Source organism: Streptomyces sp. CNZ287, from assembly GCF_007827615.1.
The window spans coordinates 1-22,682 of record NZ_VISV01000001.1; the positions used below are offsets into that span (position 1 = coordinate 1).

15 protein-coding genes are annotated in these 22,682 nt (G+C 74.0%); 5 read left to right on the plus strand and 10 right to left on the minus strand.

Annotated elements, in window-relative coordinates; genetic code table 11:
- Positions 1-198 precede the first annotated feature (198 nt).
- Both FB457_RS00005 and FB457_RS00010 read right to left on the minus strand, forming a co-directional pair.
- On the minus strand, positions 199-1,737 hold the full coding sequence (locus FB457_RS00005) for an MFS transporter (RefSeq protein WP_047018057.1): 1,539 nt from the start codon (positions 1,735-1,737) through the stop codon (positions 199-201).
- 278 nt (positions 1,738-2,015) lie between these two features.
- Positions 2,016-3,791, minus strand: a complete 1,776-nt coding sequence (locus FB457_RS00010; RefSeq protein WP_047018056.1) for an FAD-dependent monooxygenase — start codon at positions 3,789-3,791, stop codon at positions 2,016-2,018.
- Positions 3,792-5,781: 1,990 nt separating this feature from the next.
- Here FB457_RS00010 and FB457_RS00015 point away from each other — a divergent pair.
- Complete coding sequence (locus FB457_RS00015; RefSeq protein ID WP_145780355.1) at positions 5,782-6,840, plus strand: AfsR/SARP family transcriptional regulator; 1,059 nt, start codon at positions 5,782-5,784, stop codon at positions 6,838-6,840.
- Positions 6,841-6,986: 146 nt separating this feature from the next.
- Here the strand turns inward: FB457_RS00015 and FB457_RS00020 are convergent, their stop codons facing one another.
- The 5 genes from FB457_RS00020 to FB457_RS00040 all read right to left on the minus strand — a co-directional run bounded on the left by FB457_RS00020 (position 6,987) and on the right by FB457_RS00040 (position 12,990).
- Positions 6,987-7,658, minus strand: coding sequence for a response regulator transcription factor (locus FB457_RS00020; RefSeq protein ID WP_047018054.1), 672 nt, complete (start codon positions 7,656-7,658; stop codon positions 6,987-6,989).
- A complete protein-coding gene (locus tag FB457_RS00025) occupies positions 7,655-8,941 on the minus strand; it encodes a histidine kinase (protein ID WP_145780357.1) in 1,287 nt (428 codons plus the stop codon). Before FB457_RS00025 ends, FB457_RS00020 begins: the two co-directional genes overlap by 4 nt.
- A gap of 96 nt (positions 8,942-9,037) precedes the next feature.
- Entirely contained in the window at positions 9,038-11,395 is a 2,358-nt protein-coding gene (locus tag FB457_RS00030; RefSeq protein ID WP_145780359.1) for an MMPL family transporter, read from the minus strand.
- A gap of 202 nt (positions 11,396-11,597) precedes the next feature.
- Positions 11,598-12,029, minus strand: coding sequence for a PPOX class F420-dependent oxidoreductase (locus FB457_RS00035; RefSeq protein ID WP_047018051.1), 432 nt, complete (start codon positions 12,027-12,029; stop codon positions 11,598-11,600).
- Between the two features lie 46 nt (positions 12,030-12,075).
- A complete protein-coding gene (locus FB457_RS00040) occupies positions 12,076-12,990 on the minus strand; it encodes an NAD(P)-dependent oxidoreductase (protein WP_047018050.1) in 915 nt (304 codons plus the stop codon).
- Positions 12,991-13,053: 63 nt separating this feature from the next.
- On the opposite strand from FB457_RS00040, the gene FB457_RS00045 reads away from it, so the two are divergent.
- The gene (locus FB457_RS00045; protein ID WP_047018049.1) at positions 13,054-13,422 is read left to right on the plus strand and encodes a MerR family transcriptional regulator; all 369 of its coding nucleotides are present in this window, start codon (positions 13,054-13,056) and stop codon (positions 13,420-13,422) included.
- Between the two features lie 161 nt (positions 13,423-13,583).
- On the opposite strand, the gene FB457_RS00050 is transcribed toward FB457_RS00045, so the two are convergent.
- Together FB457_RS00050 and FB457_RS00055 are read right to left on the minus strand one after the other, a co-directional pair.
- A complete protein-coding gene (locus FB457_RS00050) occupies positions 13,584-17,624 on the minus strand; it encodes a trypsin-like peptidase domain-containing protein (RefSeq protein ID WP_078898441.1) in 4,041 nt (1,346 codons plus the stop codon).
- A 4-nt stretch (positions 17,625-17,628) separates the two neighbouring features.
- Positions 17,629-17,961, minus strand: coding sequence for a trypco2 family protein (locus FB457_RS00055; protein WP_222439480.1), 333 nt, complete (start codon positions 17,959-17,961; stop codon positions 17,629-17,631).
- Positions 17,962-18,098: 137 nt separating this feature from the next.
- On the opposite strand from FB457_RS00055, the gene FB457_RS00060 reads away from it, so the two are divergent.
- Together FB457_RS00060 and FB457_RS00065 are read left to right on the plus strand one after the other, a co-directional pair.
- Positions 18,099-18,962, plus strand: coding sequence for a dihydroxy-acid dehydratase domain-containing protein (locus FB457_RS00060; RefSeq protein ID WP_145780361.1), 864 nt, complete (start codon positions 18,099-18,101; stop codon positions 18,960-18,962).
- A 9-nt stretch (positions 18,963-18,971) separates the two neighbouring features.
- Positions 18,972-19,985, plus strand: a complete 1,014-nt coding sequence (locus FB457_RS00065; RefSeq protein ID WP_145780362.1) for an alcohol dehydrogenase catalytic domain-containing protein — start codon at positions 18,972-18,974, stop codon at positions 19,983-19,985.
- 393 nt (positions 19,986-20,378) lie between these two features.
- On the opposite strand, the gene FB457_RS00070 is transcribed toward FB457_RS00065, so the two are convergent.
- Complete coding sequence (locus FB457_RS00070) at positions 20,379-21,599, minus strand: hypothetical protein (protein ID WP_186461908.1); 1,221 nt, start codon at positions 21,597-21,599, stop codon at positions 20,379-20,381.
- A gap of 128 nt (positions 21,600-21,727) precedes the next feature.
- Here FB457_RS00070 and FB457_RS00075 point away from each other — a divergent pair, with 128 nt between their 5' ends.
- Positions 21,728-22,564, plus strand: a complete 837-nt coding sequence (locus FB457_RS00075) for an NAD-dependent epimerase/dehydratase family protein (RefSeq protein ID WP_047018044.1) — start codon at positions 21,728-21,730, stop codon at positions 22,562-22,564.
- Positions 22,565-22,682: the final 118 nt, after the last annotated feature.

The window sequence follows — 22,682 nt, forward strand, 5'->3', positions numbered from 1 at the left end:
GCACGCTGCGCAAGCACACCCAGATACAAACCACGCTTGTGCACCGGACTCACGCTCACCAGGTCACCACCCCAACCAGCGCCGAAACTCCCGACAGACACGCGCAATACACCACCCCGAGCTCACGCCCACTCAGGATCCGCCACCCCACTTGGCCGCCACACAGCAACGACTTGGCGTCCACTTGGCGGCGGGCTGTCAGGAGGGCGCTTTCTCCGCCTTGTCCACCGGCTTCGCGCCGAAGGCCGGTGCGGGCAGCGGGCCGGAGCGGATGAGCAGACCGCAGATGACCGCGCCCGCCGCGAAGAGGCCGGCGCACCACCAGAACACGGTGACGTAGCTGTCGACCGCGGCCAGTTGGAGCAGTTCCTCGGTCGGCGGCCGTCCCTGCGCGTGCTCCTTCACGTAGTCCGTGATGGCGCTCGCCGCGATGGTGTTGAGCAGGGCCGTGCCGAGGGAGCCGCCGAGCTGCTGGCCGACCTGGATGCTCGCCGAGGCGATGCCCGCGTCCTGCGGCTCCACGCCGGTGGTGCCGGTCTGCAGCGCCGCGGCGAAGATGAAGCCCATGCCGAAGCCGAGGACGAGGATCGGGCCGAGGAGCGCGGCGGCGTAGCCGGAGTCGACCTCCACCCTGGTGAGCCAGACCAGGGCGCCGGCGTTGAGCGTCAGGCCCGCGATGACCAGCGGCTTGGGACCGTACTTCGGCATGATCTTGATGTTGCCGATGTTCACCGCCACGGCGGTGAACACGACCATCGGCAGCAGGGCGACGCCCGAGGCGATCGCCGAGTAGTCCAGCGTGGTCTGCATGTAGTAGATGAGGAAGAGGAAGAAGCCGAAGATGCCGGCGCCGACGAGCAGCATCAGCAGATACGCGCCGGAGCGGTTGCGGTCGAGGACGACGCGCGGCGGCAGCAGCGGGTGCGCCGCGCGTGTCTGCCAGGCCGCGAAGGCGACGAGCAGCACGCCGCCGGCGACGAGGAAGCCCCACGTCTGGGGGGTGCTCCAGTCCTCGTTCGCGGCGTTGGAGAAGCCGTAGACGATGCAGAACATCGCGGCGGAGACCAGGATGACGCCGGGGAAGTCGAGCTTCGTGCGCATGCTCCTGACGGCCGCGTTGCGGCCGAACGGCAGCCCGGCGCCCAGCAGCGCGACGCCGGCGAAGAGCAGGTTCACGTACATGCACCAGCGCCAGGAGAGGCCGGAGGTGAGCGCGCCGCCGATGATCAGGCCGAGGCCCGCGCCGCTGGCCGCGACCGCGCCGTAGGCGCCGAACGCCTTCCCCTTCTCCTTGGGGTCGGTGAAGGTCGTGGTCAGCAGCGTCAGGGTGGCGGGCGCGAGCAGCGCGGCGAAGACGCCCTGGCCGACGCGGGCGGAGACGAGCATCTCGAAGCTGTTCGCGGCGCCGCCGACGGCGGAGGCGCCGGCGAAGCCGGCCAGGCCGACGAGGAAGCTCCGCTTGAGGCCGAAGAGCAGGACGAGCCGGCCGCAGAAGAGCAGCAGGCTGCCGAACGCCACGGCGTACGCGGTCACGATCCACTGCCTGTTGGCGAGCGAGAACCCGAGGTCCTCCTGCGCCGACGGCAGGGCCAGGTTCATGATGGTCGCGTCCAGGACGACCATGAGCTGTGCCACGCAGATGACGACGAGGATCAGCCACCGCTTGGGGTCGGGCTCCGCCGCTCCGGCAGCTCCCGGGCCGGGCCCGGCAGCAGCGTCCGCGCTCTGTGTTGCCACGATCTTCTCCTTGTCGCGTGTGACGGACGTCCGTCCTCAACCCTCATGACAGGGGCGGCGAGGGGAATGTGACCCGAGGCCGAGCCGGACATTCTGTACGGGCTGGGGGGCGCGGCGCCGGGGCCGCGGTCGGTCCGGCGGGGCGCCCGGCGAGGGGGCGGCGGCGTCCGGTGGGCATCGTGTCCGGAGCCGCCTCCACCTCCCCGTCGTGCTGTTGTCGTGCCGTGCTGCCGTGTTGCGGTACAGCCGTACTGCGGTGCTGCCGTGCGGCGATCCTGCTAGCCGTGCCGGGTGCCGCCGTGGGCGAGGACGCGCGAGAGCACGTCGGCGAGCGCGGCCGCCGGATCGGCTCCGGCGGACGTGCTCCGCCAGGCCACGTGGTGGTCCGGGCGTACCAGGATGGCGCCCTCGTCGGTGATCTCGCGGACCGCCGCCCACCGGCCGTCCGCGGCGGCGTACTCGGCGCCCTCGCCGATGCGCACCGCCGTGAGCGGGATCGAGAACTTCTCGGCCGCCTCCGCCGCCGCGTCGCACCACGCCTTCCCCTCGGGGCCTGCGATCAGCACGAAGCCGCCGCCGCGGCCGACCAGATCGTGGGTGGACAGGCGCTCGCCGTCCCGCTCGATCCAGGCGTGCGGGAGCATGTGCCCGGGCCGGGTGGTGGGGTGGTAGGTGTTGCCGAGGGGCGCGCGGGCCGGGGGCGCGGTGCCGTCCGGGACGAGCGCGCCGTCCTCGTACGCGAAGCCCACCTCCAGGTCGTGCGCCTGGCACTCGGAGCGGTGGGTCTGGAAGATCTCCGCGGCCCGGGCCCGTACGGCCGTGCCGACCGGGGAGGGGTCGAAGTAGGCGGAGAACACCGCCGACCGGCGCTCGACCGGGATGTGGGCGCCGAGCCCGATCGCGGCCTCGGTCACCACCTTGTGGTGGAACCACGTCGACAGGCCCCAGTCGACATTCCGCTTGCCGACGGCGCGGCGCTCGGTCTCGTAGGAGTCGAGGAGGCTGTCGTCGGCGTGGCCGGCGACCACGGCGGCCAGCTTCCACGCCAGGTTGTGCACGTCCTGGACGCCGCCGTTGAGGCCGAGACCGGTGGTGGGCGGCTGGCGGTGCGCGGCGTCGCCGACGATGAGGACGCGACCCTGGCGGTAGCGGTCGGCGAGCACGCCCTCGACGGTCCACTGGCTGATCCGGTGCAGGGTCAGCTCCAGGTCCGGCACGCCGAGGACCTCGCGGATCCGGGCTGTCATCGCCTCCGGGTCGTCGCGGTCGGCGTCGCCGGGGTTGAAGTGCAGCGCCCACTCCTCGCAGTGCTTGCCCCAGGTGGGACCCATCTCCATCAGCGTGCTGGAGAGGTCGGGGCGGAAGGGGTTGACGAACCAGGTGATGATCGTGCCGTCGTGCCACCACGGGGAGAGGTCGGCGGTGAGGTACGCGGTGGTGACGTTCAGCATGCTGGGCACGCCCTGCATCTCCACGCCCAGCTCGGCGCCGATGGTGCGGCCGCCGTCGGCGGCGATGACGTACTGCGCGGTGACCGTGGTCGTCTCGCCGGTGGCGATGTCGCGGATCTCGGCGACGACGCGGTCGCCCTTGTCGGAGAAGGTGGTCAGCTCGTGGCCGAAGAGCACCCGGCCGGGATTGTCCCGCTCGGCGCGGCGGCGCAGCATCGGCTCCAGCCGCAACTGCGGGAGCTTGGCGGGCAGGACGGGGCCGTGCTCCGCGTACACCTCGGTGAGGGCACCGCCCCCGAAGGCGTCCATCTCGTAAATGACCTGCCCGTCCAGCGGGTCGTCCCCGGCGAGGGAGGTCTGCCAGCGCACCCTGCCGAACACCTCGGGCGGCGCCGACAGTTCGTGGACGGAGTCCACGAGACCGTGCTGGCGGAAGATGTCCATGGTGCGCTGGTTGAGGTAGTGGGCGCGCGGCAGCCTCGACGTGTCCGTGTGCCGCTCGACCAGCAGGTGCTCGACACCCTGGCCGGACAAGAAGATGGAGGCGGACAGGCCGCAACCGCCGCCGCCCACGATCAGAACCGGAACTTCGATGGCTTCCATGCTCGGCCTTCCATGAGGTGACGGCTCAGGCAGGACATCGGGGGATCCCGGGCAGTCCCCGCCCGCCGCCGAACCGCAGGAAGCGGCAACCGAGACCGAGCGCTGTCGTCATCCCCACGATCAGGAAGCAGAGCTTCCGGATGAGCCTCCTCGACACCGTCATGCCGACGTCTCTCTACCGATGCTGCGTGGACTCAGCATCGGCCCGGCGATTTGGCTGGCACTATCGACCGGGTTGGCGCCGGCTTGGCGGCGACGGCGGGACAGGCCCGCCGACCAGCGCCGGGGAAAGAAGTTCTTGATCGTCGGTCACATTTCGCCGCCGCCGCCTGTCAAGTGATTGAGGATCGCTGCTGCCCCCGACCCGAGAAGGGAAAAGATGGACAATCCGCGCCATCTCCCGCCCCACTCGGCGCCGCGGCACCTCGCGGTACGGCCCCCGGATGCACCCCGTACGCGCGGCCACTCCCCCACGGCCCGCGCCGGCACCGGCGGCCCACCGTCCCCGGCCCGGCCCGCGGCGCCCCCCGGGCCGCGGCCGCCGGTGTCCCCGGGACCGATTCCGCTTTCGCTCTCATTGCAAAGGACCGGCCGCCCCGTGGGCCCGGCACGGAAGACCTAATTCACCACACCGGGAAATCGGAAAACGACGGGAGAACGTCCGGTGACGCGTCGCGCGCCGGGGTCTGCTCCGCGGCGCCGGTGACGGGCCGGCGAACGGCGGATTATTTCGCCGGGATAATCGCCTGAACCCGGCACGGGAAAGGTGAGGGTCCGCATCCGGACGGGCCCGTGACCGGCCCGGGAGCGGTATCCGTTCGTTCGCGGCGGGCCGGGATGAAATTTCATTGCCGACTTTGCCGGACTTGCCACCCGCGGGAACCTGCCCGCGGAGGGCCCGTACACCAAGATCCGCCGTCACGCTCTGCTACGCGCCAGTCCGGGTCCGGCAGTGTTGACACGAGGTCTACGGCCGGGGCGTGAGGAGATCAGAAACGGAGCCGAGAGTTCCGCATTTTTCTCGCCCTCGACACCCCGGCCCACCTGGGAAGTAACCTCTCCGCGGGGTCAGGGCAGAGGTCTGGTCGATCTTGCAAAAACGTCCCGGCAAGACACCGGGTAGCAACTTCCTGCTACACCCCCACGGATGGCAGGACCTTGCCGCTCGAGACCGGGCGCGGTAATCGATCAGACCTTCGACGTGCGGGAACACCTGGATACGGGCCCGGGAAGGCGTCACCGGCGCGGGAACCGTGTTGACAACCCCCCATAGCGATGTTGAGATCGAATAGCCGGGGAGAAAAGCGTCGAAGCCCCCACATCGATCGTTGCTCTCGGTGTCCGGCGGCCGTTGATCCATTGCGTTGTGTATCGGCCGCGTAAAACGGTGGTCGGCATTGCCGGGCCTTGACTGGATTAGCGTTCACGGCTACGCTGACCCCCGGCCAGTCTCGGGGGACTGGACAACAAACACGGGGGCAGCAGAAATGCTAATGATCGACGCAGGTCCGGATCCAGGCCACTGGCCACGCGGCCAGCTTGAGAACTCCTGGCCGCCGCATCCAGCAAAGCTCGAATTTCGCGAATCTCCAGTTGAGATTGCTGCTTTTCGGCAGCAAATCCTTTCGGCGCCTATGCTCTCCGACGCGGCGCACGTCGTCTCTGCGGACCGCCTCGTGACCCGGCAGCGCACACCCCCCGCGCCGCCCCACGGGCGGTCCGCTGTCATGCCGCGGTGCGGGAGCGCTCCTCGGAGCGCCGCGCAGCACCACTCGCGTACACCGCACGGAACGTACGGTGACCGGATCCTGCTTGGCGGTACGGCCGGCAGCCGGCCAGGCCGACACCCGGCCCTGGCCAGGCGCCCCGGAAAAGGCGGTGAGATGTTGGGAGTTCAGAGATGACGAACGACAGAACCAACGTCGACACGATGGTTATCGGCGCTGGATCGGGTGGAAGCTGCCAGTCCCATTCGGAGGGCGGGCAGCGTATGGGAACGGGCACCGGAGATGCGCGGCGCATCGCGGAGCTGGAGCGTGAGGTTCAGGAACTCCGCCGCGCCAACGAGATATTGAAGGTGTATTTCGCCAAGGAACTCGATCTCGAACTCGAATCCACTCCGTCCGCCCTCGTCGTCGGAGCGCCCAGCGGTCCGACCCTGCCGGAGGCGCCGCCGGCCGCACCCCCGGCGCCGTCGCGCCCGATCCGCTGGGGCGCCGCGCAGCCGGCCATGACCCCGGACCCGTCCAGGCCGATGGCGGAGTTCCGGGCGCTCGGCCCCATCGAGGCCGTCGTCGACGGCCGGCTGCTCGACCTGGGCGCCCCGAAGCAACGCGCGCTACTCGCCCTGCTGGTGAGCAAGGTCGGCCAGCCGGTGGCGGTCGACGTCATCGTCGAAGAGCTGTGGACCGGCAATCCGCCTCCCTCGGCGATCACGTCACTGCAGGCGTACGTGGCCAACCTGCGCCGCGTCCTGGAACCCAACCGCGCCCCGCGCACCCCCGCGACCGTGCTCCGCACCTACGGTCGCGGCTATCTGCTGGACAACCACGTCGTCGAGGTCGACGTGCACCGGTTCAGCGAGCGCGCCGGCGCCGGCTGGGAGGCCCTGGACAGGGGCAAGCCCCAGGAGGCGCTGCGTGAATTAGAAGCCGGTCTCATGCTGTGGCGGGGTCAGGCGTACGCGGAGGTGGCCGACACCACCTACGTACGGCCCGAGGTCGCCCGGCTGGAGGAGCTGCGGCTGTCGGTCATCGAGGGGCGGTGCGCCGCGCTGCTCGCGGTGGGCGCGCACGAGATGGCCGTCGCGGAGCTGGAGGCGTTCACGCAGGCGCACCCGCTGCGTGAGTACGGCTGCGAGCTGCTGAGCCTGGCGCTCTACCGGGCCGGCCGGCAGGCCGACGCCCTCGCCGTGCTGCGCACCAACCAGCGCAGGCTGGCGGAGGAGCTGGGGATCGATCCCCGGCCCGCGCTGCAGCACCTGGAGAACGAGATCCTCAACCATGCGCCCGCGCTCGACTGGCGGCCGCGCCCGGGCGGTGGTGCGTGAGATCGCCGCATCGCGATCTCCTGGCGTGCTCGGACATCCGCACAGTGTCCGAAATACCGAAGCGGCCCGGGGAGTTCCTGCCCGGGCCGCTTCTTCTTCTCCCGTCCCCCGCCGCGCCGCCCGGCTCCGCGCCGCGTCCGGCCCGCTCACTCCGGGGCCCGCACCAGCCCCGACTGGTAGGCGAGGACGACGAGCTGGGCGCGGTCGCGGGCGGCCAGCTTGGTCTTCGCGCGCTGCACGTGGGTGCGTACGGTCAGCGGGCTGACGACCAGCTCCGCGGCGATCTCGGCGTTGGACCTCCCCTGCGCGACCAGCGCCGTCACCTCGCGCTCCCGCGCGGTGAGCACCGCCAGGTCCTCCGGTACGGCCCGGGAGGTGCCGGGCACGGGAGCGGCGAGGAAGCGGGCGATGAGCGCGCGGGTGGCGGCCGACGAGAGCAGCGCGTCGCCGGCGGCGACCGTGCGGATGCCGTCGACGAGTTCGTCCGCGGAGGCGTCCTTGCCGAGGAAGCCGGCGGCGCCGGCGCGCAGCGCGCGGGCCACGTGCTCGTCGGTCTGGAACGTGGTGAGGACGAGCACGCGCACCTCCGCCAGCTCCGGGTCCGCGCAGATCGCCTCGGTCGCGGCGAGGCCGTCGGTGCCGGGCATGCGGATGTCCATGACGACGACGTCGGGGCGGTGCGCGCGGGTGAGTTCGACGGCCTCGCCGCCCTCGGCGGCCTCGGCGACGACCTCGAGGTCCGGGTACGAGTCGATGAGCATCCGGAACGTCGCCCGCAGCAGGGCCTGGTCGTCGGCGAGGAGGACTCGGACGGTCATCGGGGCTCTCCGGAGGGCTCGTCGGTCTGCGGGACGGGGGCCTGCGGGACGGGAGCCTGCCCGGGCGCCGGGGGGACGGGGGTCTCCTGCCGTACGGGCAGGGGCAGTTCCGCGGTCACCGTGAAGCCGCCGTCCGGCCGCGGGCCCGCGCGCAGGCTGCCGCCCGCGGCGCGGGCGCGCTCGCGCATGCCGATCAGCCCGAAGCCGCCGCCCGGCCGCGGTGGCGGCCGGCCCGCGCCGCCGTCGTCGCTGACGCTGACGGTGAGCAGGTCCTGCGCGTACGCGAGCCGCACCCGGGCCGCGCCCGCGCCCGCGTGCTTGGCGACGTTCGTCAGCGCCTCCTGCACGATCCGGTACGCGGTGAGGTCGAGCCCCGGCGGCAGCGGCCGCTCCGCGCCCTCGGCCGCGACGCTGACGGGCAGCCCGGCGGACGCGAACGCGGCGGCCAGCTCCGGCAGCCGGTCCAGGCCGGGCGCCGGCTCCAGCGGCTCCCCGGAGCCGCCGGGCGGGCCCGGTCCCGCGGGTCCCTCCGGGTCGCCGGGCTGGCGCAGCAGCCCCACGGTGGCCTGGAGTTCGCGCAGCGCCGCCGACGTCGTGCCGGTCAGCTCGCCGAGGATCTCCCCGGCCTGGTCCGGCCGGCTGCGCGCCAGCCGGGCGGCGGTGCCGGCCTGGGCGTGCGCGAGCGCCATGTGGTGGGCGACGACGTCGTGCAGTTCGCGGGCGATGCGTACGCGCTCCTCCGCGACCCGGCGGCGCGCCTCCTCCTCGCGGGTGCGCTCGGCGTGCTCGGCGCGCAGGTGCACGGCGTCGAGGTACGCCCGCCGCGCCTGGACGGCGATGCCCGCGAGCACCGGCAGCAGCAGCCAGAAGACCGGCCCGACCGACTCCTCTGCCCAGTCCTGATCCTCGTTCTCGGCGAGCAGCGCGACGGGGACGACCATGGCGAGGACGACGGCGTAGTGGGTGTAGACGGTCCGCTGCGAAGCGCGTACGGCCAGCTCGTACAGCGCGAGGACCGACGGCGCCAGCAGCGGCAGCGAGAGCGGATAGCCCAGGCCCGCGGACGCGGCCCCGCACACGGCGGTGACGACGACGACCGGGCCCGGGTGGCGGCGCCGCCACAGCAGCGGGACCAGCGCCGCGGCCACCAGCGGCTGCCCGGCGGCCCAGCCGTGGGCGGCGCCGGCGTGCTGCCGGCTGGTGACGGCCGCCACCAGCAGGAGCAGGGCCGCCTCGACGAGGCGGGGGTGGCGGTCGGTGAACCGCGACCAGGTGGGGAACACGGTCTTCTCCCCTCGGGTGGACCGGCTCGTGGTCGTACGCGCCGGGGCCGGCCGCCGCGCCCGCGGTGCGGGCAGCCGACCCTACGGCGCGGCGCGTCAGACGCGCGTCAGGCCGTGGCCCGCCTCGTCGTCCGGGACCGGCCGCGGTCCCGGCGCCCCGCGGCCCAGCGCCTCCCCCTCCACGTCCACGCGCGGCAGCAGCCGGTCCAGCCAGCCGGGCAGCCACCAGGCGCGCTTGCCGAGCAGGGCCAGCACGGCGGGTACGAACGCCATGCGGACGACGACGGCGTCGAAGAGGACGGCGACGGCGAGCCCGAAGCCGATCATCCTGATGACCTGCTCGCCACCGGTCATGAACCCGGCGAAGACCGCCATCATGATCACCGCGGCCACCGCGACCACCCGGGCGCTGTGCCCGAAGCCGCTGACGACGGCCGCGCGGGCGTCCTCCCCGTGCACGTACGCCTCGCGCATCCGGGAGACGAGGAAGACCTGGTAGTCCATGGCCAGTCCGAAGACGATGCCCACCAGGAAGATCGGCATCATGCTCATGATCGGCCCGGTCTGCTCGATGCCGAACAGGCCCGCCAGATGCCCCTTCTGGAAGACGGTGACGACGGCGCCGAGCGCGGCGAGCACCGACAGCAGGAACCCGAGCGCGGCCTTCAGCGGCACGAGCACGGAGCGGAAGACCAGCAGGAGCAGGAAGAACGCCAGGCCGATGATGGTCGCCAGATACGGGATCAGGGCGTCCTGGAGCTTCTGCCCGACGTCGATGTTGAGCGCGGTGGCGCCGGTGACCTCGTACGTGGCGCCGGTGGCGGCCTCGGTCGCGGCGCGCTGCCCGCGGATGTCGTGGACGAGGTCCCTGGTGCGTTCGCTGGTGGGCGCCGTGGCGGGGGTGGCGGAGAGTACGGCGGTCTCGCCGGGCTCGTCGAAGCGCGGCGGAGAGACGGAGACGACGCCGTCGGTGGCGTCGAGCGCCGCGGCCACCCCGGCGACGGCGGCCCGCGGGTCGGCGGCACCGCGGGCGTCGACGACGACGGTGAGCGGGCCGTTGAAGCCGGGGCCGAAGCCGGCGGCGAGGGCGTCGTAGGCGCGGCGCTCGGTGGTGGAGGCCGGCTTGGCCTCGTCGCCCGGCATGCCGAGGCGCAGATCGGCGGCGGGTACGGCGAGGAGGCCGAGCCCGGCGACGGTGGCGAGGAGGACGGGGACGGGCCGGCGCAGGACGAACCGGGCCCAGCGGACGGCGGGGGTGGCGGGCGCTGCGGAACCCGCCGGGCCCGCACCGTACGGGGAGCCCGTGCCGTCCGGCGCGCTCATCCGCCCCGGGGCGGTCGTGCGGCCCGGAGGGCTCGTACGTTCCGCGCTTCCGCGCCCGCCGAGGCGCCACCGTCCGCGCCGGCCCGCACCGGAGCCGCCACCGGTGCCGGGTCCGCGGGCGCCGCGGGCCAGCACCGCGTTCGGCCACCACCCCAGCAGCGCCGGCACCAGCGTCAGCGCGACCAGCACCCCCACCAGCACCGCCCCCGCCGCGCCCAGCCCCATCTTCGTCAGCATCGGCACCCCGACGACCGACAGCCCGGCCAGCGCGATGACCACCGTCAGCCCGGCGAACACCACCGCGGACCCCGCCGTGCCCGTCGCCCGCCCGGCCGCCTCGCGCGGCTCGTGTCCCGCGGCCCGTTCCTCGCGGTAGCGGGAGACGACGAAGAGCGAGTAGTCGATGCCGACCGCGATCCCGAGCATCATCGCCAGCTCGCCGACCGTCGAGGACAGCCCGAGCGCGCTGCCCAGGGCCAGGATCGCGCACATGCTGACGCCGATCCCGACGACCGCGGTGATCAGCGGCAGCCCGGCGGCGGCCAGCGAGCCGAAGGTGACGAGCAGCACCACCGCGGCCACGGCGATGCCGACGACCTCCCCGAGGCCCGCCGCCTCCTCGGACTCCACCGCGCTGCCGCCCGCCTCGACGGTCAGCCCCGCGTCGCGCGCCTCCTCGACGGCGTCGTCGAGCGCCGCCCTGGCGGCCTCGCTGACGTCGTCCTCCGCGACCTCGTAGGTGACGGTGGCGTACGCGGTCGTCCCGTCGTCGCTGACGCCCTGCCCGTCGAAGGGGCTTGCCACCGCGGCGACCTGCGGGGCGCCGGTCACGTCCGCGACGAAGGCGCCGACCGCCGCGCGGCCCGTACCCCCGGTGATCTTCTCGCCCCCGGGCGCGACGAAGACGACCCGGGCGTCCGCCCCGTCGGCCGCGGCGCCGGGGAAGCGCTCGTCGATGAGGTCGTACGCGTGCTGCGCCTCGATCCCGGGCATCGAGGAGGAGTCGTCGGGCGGGTCGCCGGCGCTCGTCGCACCGAGGAACGCGGCGCCGAGGACGGCCGCCCACAGCAGCGCCACGGGCAGGCGCCGGCGGAAGGCGAACCGGCCGAGCCGGTACAGGAAGGTCGCCATGGGAGGGGGTCTCCGCTTCTGGGGTCTCGAAGAACCCCTCCAGCGTTCCGCGGGGACCCCGCGCCGTCGTCGTCGCCCGTACGGCACTTCTCCGTACTGAAAAGCGAGTACGCCGCCGCTCCCCCTCCGCCGCGGGGATGACGCCCGCGGACACGGACGGGGTGACGGGCGGCCGCCCGTCACCCCGGTGCACGCGCCCGGGTCAGCCGAGCCGTTCGCCGTAGACGTGGTCCACGGCCATCTTCATCAGCACCCGGCGGTCGGAGACCATCACCGCGCGGTACTCGTCCCAGTCGGGGTGCTCCCCCGCCGCGGCGCGGTAGTAGTCCACCAGCGCCTCGACCTCGGGGCCCCGCGGGTCGGTGCCGGGTCCGACGAGGGTCGCGGTGCCCTCGGCCGTGGCCCAGGAGCGGCCGTCGCGGGCGGTGACCTCCAGCGCGGCGCGGGCGTCGCGGCGCAGGTTCGCGGTCTTCGCCCGGCCTTCGGTCATCGAGACGTACAGGACGCCGGTGTCCCGGTCGTAGAAGGGCATGACGGGCGAGAGCTGCGGGCGGCCGTCCTTCTTGATCGTGGCGAGCACGCCGAGCCGGCTCTCCGCCAGCAGCGCGCGGGGGTCGTACGGGGTCGTGGTCATGTCCGTTGCCAAGTCCTGGTCTGTCGGTGGTATTCCGGCGGCGGGATCATGCGGGCCGCGCCGCCGGGCGGCGGAACTCCTCGATCATCACCGGGTATCCCTCGCCGCCGTGCCCCGCCGCGGCGGCGCGGTCCGCGAGGGACTTGATCAGCGCCGGGAACTCCGCGTTCACGCCGAGGGATTCGCTCTCCTGGACGAGGTGTGCCATCGCGGCCCGGTGGGTGTCCAGCGTGGCGTCGTCCGTCGGGAAGGTGCCGGTGTCGATCTGCTCGGCATAGCCCGGGAGCCAGCCGAGGACAGCCCGCATGCCCTTCTCCGCGACGGCGGCGTACTCCACGGCGGACACCCCCGCCGTGCCGACCAGCGCGGCGCCGTGCAGCCAGCCATTGAGGAGGCTCCACATCAGACTCACCACCGCCATCTCGTGCAACGCGGTCAGCCCCCGGTCCGCGCCCAGGTACGGGATGTCGCCCGCCAGGGCCCGCAGCGCGGGCGCGTAGCGGTCGAACTCCGCGCGCGGACCGCTGACGACAATGGTCGCCTCCCCGGTTCCGATGGCCGACGGGTTGGCCATGATGGCGCCGTCGAGGTACGTCAGCCCGCGCCCGCCGGCCCACGCCGCGGTGTCGCGGGCCTGCGCCGAGGAGCCACTGGTGAGGTTCACCAGGGTCCGGCCGCGCAGGGCGTCCGGGTAGACGGGGTCGAGGAAGGCGTGCAGCGCGTCGTAGTCGGTGACGCAGGCGATCACGAGCGGGGCGGCGGCGACGGCCGCGGCGGGGGTTTCCGCGCGTACGGCGCCCGCGGCGACGAGGTCGTCGGCCTTGGCGGCGGTGCGGTTCCAGACGGTGGTGGGGTGGCCGGCGCGCAGCAGGGCTGCGGCGAGGGCGTGCCCCATCAGCCCGAGGCCGAGGACGGCGACGGGGGCGGGGGCGGCGGTTCCGGCGTGTGTGTCGGTCGTCATGGAAGAATGGTGAACGTTCACACCGGTATGAAGGTCAAGCCCGGAGGGCGGGGAGGAGCGCGCATGCGGATCGGGGAGCTGAGCCGGCGCACCGGCGTCAACGCGCATCAGTTGCGCTACTACGAGGCCCAGGGCCTGCTGAAGCCCGAGCGCTCCGGCAACGGCTACCGCGAGTACACGGACGACGCCGTGCTCACCGTCACCCAGATCCGGCGGCTGCTCGACGCCGGCCTGTCCACCCCGGACATCGCCTGGCTGCTGCCCTGCGCCACCGGCACCGGACCCGACTTCGAGCCCTGCCCCGAGCTGATCGACAAGTTCCGCGACCGGCTGGACGGGCTCGACGCCCACATCACCACGCTCCACCGCTCCCGCGAGGCGCTGAGCGAGTACCTGGTCGCCGCCGAGCGGCGGGTCGCGCAGTACATCTGAGGGTCCGTACGCGGCCCCGGAGACGCCCGTACGGCCACGGGCCGGTCCGCGCCGCCCCGTTGATCGTCTCTCTGCCGTCCCGCGGCCCTTCACCTGCACGTCGCACCGCGGGCGCCCCGCGCGGCGAACATCCTTCCGGATCTTCACCACGCCCGGGAGGCTCAGGTGGCTTCACCACCCCTGTCCAGCAGCGCGGCCAGTCGCTGCCGGTGGTTGTCGAGCGCCTCGCGCCGCTCGGGGGCGCCGTCCTGCCGGTCGTCCAGCCAGGTGCCGATACGCACCATCGCCCGCCGCAGCCGCGCCTCCGTCCGATGCGTGCCGGCCGGGCGCTCCAGCCACCGCGCGACCTGCACCAGCAGCGGGTCGACGGCGGCGTGGTCGCTCCGGTGCGCCTCCAGCCAGTCGAGGGCCGCCTCCAGCACCCGGTCAACCTCGTCCGCATCGGGCAGTTCGCCGGAGCGGAGCAGGCTCTCCAGCAGGTTCCCGTGCGCCGAGTTGCGCTCGCCGCCGGGGCGGAGCCGGCGTACCGCCAGCCGTGAGGCACGGCGGCGGACGTCCGGGGGCAGCGCGCGGTTGTCGAGCGCGGGGATGAGCAGGCTGAACGCGCGGTCGGTGTGGTCGTGGACCTCGCACCAGTCGAGGCACGTCCGGTGCAGCCTTGTCAGGACCGGGCCGTCGAGCCGGTCGGCGCCCGCCAGCAGGACACGGAGGACGCGTACCGCCTCGCGCGGCTGCTTCTCGTCCGTCAGCAGGTCGCAGGCGCGGGCGACGAACCGGTTCCACTCGGTGGGGGTGTCGGCGCGGTACGTCAGCAGCGCCCGGGGCAGCCGGGGCTCCTTGCCCTTGCGCTCAGGGAGCAGCGTGCGCGGCGTCAGCATGCCGACCGCGCGGGCGGCCAGCCGAACGCGGTCACCGGGAGTCGTCCGCCGGCTGCGCAGCGCCTCCGCCAGCAGGGCCGGGGCGCCGGAGGCACGCGGATACCGGTTCAGCCACTCCAGCGTCCCGGTCATGGCCCGCTCGTGCTCGGCCTCGCCGAGGTCGGTCCGCTCCACGAGCTTCGTGAGCGGGAATGCCATGTGCCTGCTCGGCGGTGCGGCCGGGGGCAGTTGGGCGTACGTCGCGGCCACCACCCGGTCGCGTAAGTCCTTGTCGGCGTACCGCTTGTACAGCAGGGGGGCCAGCACGGAGCGGGCTACGCTGGGCGCAGGGCGGTCACCCAGCATGACCAGCGCCTCGTCCACGAGCCAGCGCAGCCGTTCGGGGTCGCCGTCGGGCAGTGGGGTGCCGAGCAGCGCGCCGAGCACCTCGCTGCCGCTGTTCCGCCCGGAGTCTTCGTGGGCCTCGAGCCAGTCCATGGCCAGTCGTCCGAGTTCTTCGCGCTCCTCCCTGACGAAGGCGGCGTGCTGGCCGGGCCGGGACTTGGCGGCGTTCTTCAGCAGCCCGGGCAGCACCTTGCCCATCTCGACGTGGTGGCCGGCGTTCGGCTCCAGCCAGATCCAGGCCGCCTGCACGGCGCGCGCCAGGCCGTCCCGGCCGGGCAGCCCGGGCACGACCAGCTCCTTGAGCAGGTACGCGGCCGTGCGCCGCAGGCCGTATCCGGCGTCGTCCGCCAGCCAGGCGAAGGAGTCCGCCACCGCCTGCTCGTACACGCCCCGGTCCAGGTCCCGGTGGAGCCGGTGCCGCGCCAGCACGGCCTCCAGGGCGAAGGTGGCGCTCGGCGGGTCGTCGGGGGCGACGCTGTCCAGGAGCAGGCGGGCGGTCCGGGTGAGATCGGCGCCCTTCAGCTCCGGGTGGAGGACGAGCGGCCGGGCCACGAAGCCCGCCTCGCGGCGGGTGCCGTAGCGGCGCAGCCAGCGCAGCGCCCAGGTGAGCACCTGGCCGACGCGCGGGTCTTCGGGGGGCAGGCCGTTCCTGCTGGTGTCGAGGATGCGTTGCAGCGGGCGGCAGGCGCTGAGGCGGGGCGCGTTCTGCGTGAGCCACTCGTAGACCTGGTCGGTGGTCCACTCCAGGACCGCGGGGTCGAGGTCGTCGTTCTCCAGGGCCTGCTGGAAGGCGAGCGCGGCCTGGGGGCGGTGGGCGTGGTCGTAGATCCAGTCGAAGAGGTAGCGGTTCGCGAGCGCGGCGGGCAGGTAACGGGCCGCGGTGAGCACGGTGTCGCGGGCCCTGATCTCGGTGTGGTGCTCCTCAAGCCAGGGTTCGGCCAGCCTGCGGACGGCCACCGGGCGCCAGGTAGGGAGTGCAAGGAGGGCGCGCAGCTCCCGGCCCTTCGGGTCCGCGAGGACCAGCTCCCGCAGCGCGGTGCGGCGGTCGTCGCCCCACTCCCCCACGACGCCGGCCAGCTTGTCGCCGGCCGCGACGTCGAGGGTGTCGCGCAGCCGGTCCACCGCCGTCGCGACCCGCACCAGGGCGCGGCCGTCCGCCAGGCCGGTCTCCAGGACCAGACGCAGGCCCCGCGGGTGCACCGTCCGCTGGCCGGCCGTCAGCACCGCGTGGCCGAGCAGGCCGTCGGCGTAGACGTCGTGCGCGGGCCGCAGCGCGTCGTCCTGCGCGTAGAGGAGGCCGCCGGTGACGAGCGAGCCGATCGTCTCCGCGCCCGCTGTCCGGCGGGGATCGTCGCGGCCGGGGGCGAAGATGTCGAGGGCCTCCTTGAAGGGCCGGGGCGCGTGCACGACGAGCTGCGCCACGGCCGTCGTCGCGGGGTCCGGGTCGCCGTCCGCCGGCACCGCGGGCAGCTTCATGCCGTGCAGGATGTCGCGGAGCCAGATGGAGAACTCGCGGTCGGGGCGGGGCGGGACGCCGGTCAGGTCGCTGCCCGCGCGGGCCAGGCTGTCGTAGTACACGGCGCACAGTTGGCTCACCGCGGGCGGCCCCGCGCAGAGCCCCACCAGACGGTCCTCATCCAGTTGCCTGCCGGCTTCGGAGGCCAGGCTGCTCCGTACCATCTCCCGGGAGATGGCGCGGTGGTACGACGGGTCCCAGCGGATGTCGAGGGTCTCGAAGGTCTGGTACGGGGTCAGCGGGTCGTCCTTGAGCGCGTCGAGCCGCGCGCGGCGTACGGTCGTCAGCACGGCCAGCCGGACGCCGGCTCCGGCGGCCTCCCTGAAGACCTCGGTGTACTTCTCTCCTGGCGACGCGATCCGGTCGACGTCGTCGGCGACCACGAGCACCCGGTCGGCCTGGCCGTCGACGCTGTCCCACACGTCGGTGAGCGGGGCCGCCGCGGTGACGTGGACGACCAGCCACTCCCGGCTGTCCTCGGCGAGCGCGGCGGTCTCCAGGCACAACCGGGTCTTGCCCGCGCCGGGTTCGCCGACGACGAGCACCCCGGCGGGCAGGCCGGGGCTCGCCGCCATGCCTGCCAGGCGGTCGAGGACGGCGGCCGGCGCGGCGGCGCCGCCGGGGTCGACGTAGGGCAGCTTCTCCGGGACCAGCGGCTGGGGCGTGCGGCGTATCCGGTCCATGCGCACGTGATGCTGCTGGACTGCCCTGGTGCGCCGCCAGCCGTCGGGCAGCACCGGCAGCGGCCGGGGATCCACGTCCTCGTCGCCTAGCAGCGCCCGCCACTCGTCGTCGTCGACGGAGTCCAGGGCGGTCACCTGGAGCATGCCGACGCCCGCCGCCGGAACGTGGTCGGTCACCACACCGACCAGGAGACCCGACTCCTCGGTCCGTACCGCCGCGCCGGACATGCCCTGCCAGGGGCTCTCGCCGGCCGGCGCCGGGGCCGGGGCCGCGTCCTTGACCCCGACGCGCAGCAGGCCCGGCGCCTCGGCGTCCGCGGTACGGATCGCGCAGCGCACCCCGGTCCGGCCCCGCCACACGGCGTCCGGCTCGCCGGCCGTACGCCGGTCGACCTGCGCCCACCGGGGATGGCCGACGGCGCGCGCGGCGACCTCCGCCTCCCGGTCCCGGGGCACGCTCCCCAGCCGTACGGGCGGGACGCGGGTCGCGGGCGCCGTGTCGAACCGCAGCAGGGCAAGATCCATGGTCCCACCCCGCCACACGCACGTCACCGGTCGGTACGTGCCCTCGCCGCCGAGGTCGGCCGCCAGGGCGGTCGTGTGCGCCAACTCGTGGGCGGTGGTGAGGATCAGCCGGTCGGAGATGCGGTAACCGCTGCTGAGGTGGGCGCGGTCCGGCTCGCCGGGCAGGTCGCCGACCACCCGCGCCACCCGCGCCAGCTCCGGAGATAAGTCCGCCACGGCGTCACCTCGGCCGTCGGTCCACCGTGTCGCCGGCGGGGACGGGCCGGTCGTCGAGCGCCGTCTTGGCGTCGAGTTGCAGCCGCAGCGTCTGCACGTCGCTGCGGCCCTCGGTGCGCTCGGCGCCCGCGGAGATCACGTGGACCTTGATACCGCCGTTCACGCCGCCGGAGCGGCTGAGCGTGGTCTGCAGTTCGAGTTCGAGCGAGGAGACCGAGAGCCGCACCGGACCGCCCTCCGTCCGGGCCGTGTTCATCGCCTGCGCCAGTTCCCGCCGGATCGCTCCGAGGGCAGCCGCCAGGCCGATCGCCTCGTCCCGGTCCTGTCCTTGCGCCATGAATGTGCCCCCTCCGCCGGCCGCCTCTCCTGTGCCCTCCAGTATCCCCGTCCGCCGCACCGCAGACGACGGGTAGGCAGGGCGCGAGCAACCGTTTACGGTGCGGGAGTTCGCCCCTGCCACCGGAAGGACGGTGTATGGCTGCCGAGCTGCGGAGCGCCGAGTGGTACGGGGATACGGACCGGAACGCGTACATACACCGCGCGTGGAGCGGTCTGCCGCACGACGCGTTCTCCGGCCGCCCCCACATCGCGATCGCCAACACGGCCTCCGACCTGACCCCCTGCAACTCCCACCTCACCGAGGTCGCCCGTTCCGTACGCGACGGCGTGCACGAGGCCGGGGGCATCCCCCTCGAACTCCCGGTGGCCTCGCTCGGCGAGACCCAGGTGCGCCCCACGGCGATGCTGTGGCGCAACATGGCGGCGATGGCCGCGGAGGAGATGTTCCGCGCCTACCCGGTCGACGGCCTGGTGCTCCTCGGCGGCTGCGACAAGTTCGACAGCATCGAGGACTTGCACGCCCGCATCGACGCCCCGGACCTCGACGTCGACGCCGGCTCGGTGCTCGTGCTCCGCGGCTGCGGCCCGCGCGGCTGTCCCGGCATGCCGGAGGTCTCCAACATGCCGCTGCCGCGCAAGCTGCCGGAGCAGGGCGTACGCGACATGGTGCGGGTCTGCGACGGGCGGATGAGCGGCACGGCGTACGGGACGGTGGTGCTGCACGTCGCGCCGGAGGCGGCGGCGGGCGGGCCGCTGGCGCTCGTCCGCAGCGGCGACTGCATCAGCCTGGACGTGCCGGGGCGCAGCCTCACGCTGGACGTACCGGACGCCGAACTGGCCGCGCGGACGCCGAACGCGGCGACGGTGGCGGGCTACGCGGCGCCGCGGCGCGGGTGGGAGCGGCTGTACGTGGACCACGTGCAAGGCGCGGACACCGGCGCGGACCTGGACTTCCTGGTGGGCTCCTCGGGCTCCGAGGTGAGCCGTGAGTCGCACTGAGGCCCTGCCTTGAGGGCGTTCGTGCTGCACGGCCCCCGGCGGGCGGGCGTCGTGGACGTCGACCCGCCGGTGGCCGGACCGGGCGAGGCGCTGGTGGACGTCGCGCGCGTGGGGGTGTGCGGGACGGATGTGGAGCTGTACTCGGGCGAGTTGCAGTATCTCCGCGACGGCCGCGCGCGGTTCCCCGTACGCCCCGGGCACGAGTGGTCCGGGCGGGTCGCGGCGGTCGGCGCGGAGGTGGACCCGGGCTGGGTGGGGCGGCGGGTGATGGGCGACACGATGCTGGGCTGCCGCGCCTGCCGCCGCTGCCGGGGCGGCAGACAGCACCTGTGCGACGACCGCCAGGAGGTGGGCATCCTCGGCCGCCCGGGCGCGCTGGCGGCGCAACTGGCGGTCCCGGCTTTGTCGTTGCACGCCCTGCCGGACACGGTCGACGACGCGCTGGGCGCCCTGGTCGAACCGGGCGGCAACGCGCTGCGCGCGGCCCGCGCGGCGCGGCTCGCGCCGGGCGACCGGGTCCTGGTCACGGGGCCCGGCACGATCGGGCTGCTGGCCGCGATGTTCGCCCGCCGGGCGGGCGCGGAGGTCCACCTCCTGGGCCGCGACCCGGCGACGCTGGAGTTCGCCTCGTCCCTGGGCTTCGACCGCTGCTGGACGGCGGAGTCGCTGCCTTCCGTCCCGTACGAGGCGGTGATCGACGCCTCCAACGCGGACGCGCTGCCCGCGCGGGCGGTGGAGTGGGTGGAGCCGGGCGGCACGGTGGTCTACATCGGCCTGGCGGGCACCCCGAGCCTGCTGGACACCCGCGCCCTGGCCCTGAAGGACGCCACGGCGGTGGGCATCCTGAGCGGTTCCCCGGGCCTGGCGGAGACGATCGACGCGTACGCGGACGGCTCGGTGGACCCGCGCCCGCTGATCGCGGCGACGATCGGCCTGGACGCCGTGGCGGCCACCCTGTCCGGCACCCGCCCGGCGACCGCGGGCCCGGGCCCGAAGATCCACGTAACCCCGGCCACCCCCTGACCGGCTCACCCCCGCCGGACGCACCGCGACCGCCTCCGTACCGGTGCCGCTCGTCGACACGGGACGGAGGGGCGGATCGGAGGCCAGAGAGCGGGCGACCCGGAAGGTACGTCCCTCGCCCGCGCAGCGGTTCGGCCGACGTGCGGTCGCCCGGCCGTGCGCTCTTTACGGAGGGGACGCGCATAGTCGCGTTCCGGCATGGACGGTCCGCCCGCCCTGCGGGGAACCCCCAGGCCGAGGTCGTCTCACCCCCTGAAGGACAGGACGTCGGCACCCTCCTCGTCCGGGCCTGCGCATAGGCATCGAGACCAGCAGGATCGGGCCCGACCGGCCCCGCGCTGCCGTCCGCGCCCGGAGAGTACGGGCGGGCCGGCGGGTGACGGCCCTGCCGGGTCAGGCGCCCAGGGCCTCCGCGATGCGGGTGAGGTCCTCGGCCGATGCCAGGCCACCGTGGTACAGCCGCAGTTCGTCCGCGCCCAGTTTCGCCGCGTGGGCCGCGTCCGCCGCCAGGGTCGCCGGGGTGCCGCCCATGCCCGAGACCACCGTGAAATTCGCCGCCAGGGTCGTGTGCGGGCGGCGGTGCGGGGCGCAGGGGTCCAGCGCGGCGGTGCGGGCTGCGGGGCCGCCGGTGCAGGGGAGGACCAGGCCGTCCGCGAACTGCAGCACCTCCGCCGGGTCCACCCCCGCGTTCGCTCCGCAGGCGTACGGCTCCGGGGTGGCGTGCAGCAGGACGCGGAACGCGGAGTCCGGGGCCTCGGCCCGTACCGCCTCGACCGCCTCGCGCTGCAGCCGGGTCGCCGCCGCGCGCCGCCAGCCGAGCACCGCCGCCGCCCGCTCGGCGCCCAGCAGCCCCACGATCCGGGCCCAGGTGCCCGCCGCCTCCACCGCCTCGGCCGCGGCCGGCGGCGCGGCGGCGGTGCCGTCCCAGTACGGGCGCAGCGCCGCGGTGACCGCCGACCGCAGGTCGTCCGGTTCGGCGCCGTACGCGGCGTAGCCGTCGCGGCAGCGGTCGCAGAAGCAGAGAGACATCAGCAACCGCCCGGCCGCGTCCAGGGCCACCCCGCCGGTCTTGTCGTGCGCGTGCAGGTGCGCCAGCCCGTACCACCCGCACGACTCCAGCTCGCAGCCGCGCACCCCCGGCCGGGTGGCGGCCTCCGCCGCGAGCCGGACGAGGTAGTCGCGCACGTCGGGGCGGCCGATGCAGGGCGCCCAGGGGTAGCGGTCGCCGTGCGCGTTCACCACCGACGTCTCCGGATGCTCCGCGCCCAGCCGGGAGTTGTGCGCGAGGACCACCCAACTGTGCACCTCAAGACCCGCGCCGGCCAGCGCCTCGGCCGCCTCGCCGAACGGGTCGGCGGCGGCCACCCAGTCCTGCTCGTACGGGTGCAGCGCCCGGCCCGCCCACCGGCGCGCGTCCGGCGGGTAGAGCACCGCGGAGTGCCGGGCGGTGACGATGCGGTGGCGCGGGTGGCGGGGGGTCACGGCGCGTACGGAGTGGTAGGCGGCGGCGAGCGTTACCTGCCGTACGCCCAGCTCCGCGACCCGGCGCGCGGCCGCGGGGTCGCCGACGACGTCCCACGGATACAGAAAGACCGAAGCACGAGGTGTCATCATCAGGGTGTACACATTTCTGCCCGGCGTCCATATTGGTGAACAGGCACGCTAAGGCCGCCCCGACACACCGTCAAGACCGCCTCCCCGCCGCCCCGTCCACCCGGCGCCCCGCACCACGAGGAGTCACGATGTCAGCCCACCGCCCCCCGCGCACCGTCCTGCTCACCGGCGCCGCCGGCGGCATCGGCACCCTGATGCGCGGCCTGCTCCCCGCCCACGGCCACGAGCTGCGCCTGCTCGACCGGGTCGCCGTCGACCCGGGGCCCGAGCGCGCCGTCACCGCCGACCTCGCCGACCGCGGCGCGCTGCGCGAGGCGGTCCGCGGCGTCGACGCCGTGCTCCACCTCGCCGGGATTTCCCTGGAGTCGACGTTCGAGAAGGTGCTGCGGGCCAACATCGAGGGCACGTACCACCTCTACGAGGCCGTCCGCGAAGAGGGCGTCCGCCGGGTCGTCTTCGCCTCCAGCAACCACGCCGTCGGCTTCCACCCCCGCCCCCGCCGCGCCGGCCGCGTGCCCGCCGCCGAGCTGATCGGCACTGACGCAGCGCACCGCCCCGACACCTTCTACGGCCTGTCCAAGTGCTTCGGCGAGGACCTGGCACAGCTCTACTGGGACAAGCACGGGATCGAGACCGTCTCCGTACGCATCGGCTCCTGCTTCCCCGAGCCGACGAGCGTGCGCATGCTCTCCCTCTGGCTCAGCCCCGCGGACGGCGCCCGCCTCTTCCACGCCGCGCTGAGCGCACCGGACGTCGGCCACACCGTGGTCTACGGCAGCTCCGCCAACACCCGCGCCTGGTGGGACCTGAACACGGCGCGGGCGCTCGGCTACGAGCCGCAGGACGACTCCGAGGTGTACGCGGACAAGCTCCTCGCCGAGCAGGGCCCCGACGCGCCGGACGCGCCGGACCGGGCGAACCTCGGCGGCCCGTTCTGCACCGACCCGCCCATCTGGCCCCACTGAGGCCCGCGTTCGCCGCTCCCCGGCTCCCGGCAACCGCGGCCGGAACCCGCGCACACCCCCTTGACGGCCGTCGCCCCCACCTCTACGTTTCCGGCACCAATTCAGATTCATATCTTTC

What these genes read in the sequence shown, in the direction of transcription:
- FB457_RS00035 (WP_047018051.1), bottom strand. Translation starts at nt 12,029, where the DNA reads ATGACCACGACCCCGTACGACCCCCGCGCGCTGCTGGCGGAGAGCCGG.
- FB457_RS00040 (WP_047018050.1), bottom strand. Translation starts at nt 12,990, where the DNA reads ATGACGACCGACACACACGCCGGAACCGCCGCCCCCGCCCCCGTCGCC.
- FB457_RS00070 (WP_186461908.1), bottom strand. Translation starts at nt 21,599, where the DNA reads ATGATGACACCTCGTGCTTCGGTCTTTCTGTATCCGTGGGACGTCGTC.
- FB457_RS00045 (WP_047018049.1), top strand. Translation starts at nt 13,054, where the DNA reads ATGCGGATCGGGGAGCTGAGCCGGCGCACCGGCGTCAACGCGCATCAG.
- FB457_RS00060 (WP_145780361.1), top strand. Translation starts at nt 18,099, where the DNA reads ATGGCTGCCGAGCTGCGGAGCGCCGAGTGGTACGGGGATACGGACCGG.
- FB457_RS00075 (WP_047018044.1), top strand. Translation starts at nt 21,728, where the DNA reads ATGTCAGCCCACCGCCCCCCGCGCACCGTCCTGCTCACCGGCGCCGCC.
- FB457_RS00010 (WP_047018056.1), bottom strand. Translation starts at nt 3,791, where the DNA reads ATGGAAGCCATCGAAGTTCCGGTTCTGATCGTGGGCGGCGGCGGTTGC.
- FB457_RS00020 (WP_047018054.1), bottom strand. Translation starts at nt 7,658, where the DNA reads ATGACCGTCCGAGTCCTCCTCGCCGACGACCAGGCCCTGCTGCGGGCG.
- FB457_RS00015 (WP_145780355.1), top strand. Translation starts at nt 5,782, where the DNA reads ATGGGAACGGGCACCGGAGATGCGCGGCGCATCGCGGAGCTGGAGCGT.
- FB457_RS00030 (WP_145780359.1), bottom strand. Translation starts at nt 11,395, where the DNA reads ATGGCGACCTTCCTGTACCGGCTCGGCCGGTTCGCCTTCCGCCGGCGC.
- FB457_RS00055 (WP_222439480.1), bottom strand. Translation starts at nt 17,961, where the DNA reads ATGGCGCAAGGACAGGACCGGGACGAGGCGATCGGCCTGGCGGCTGCC.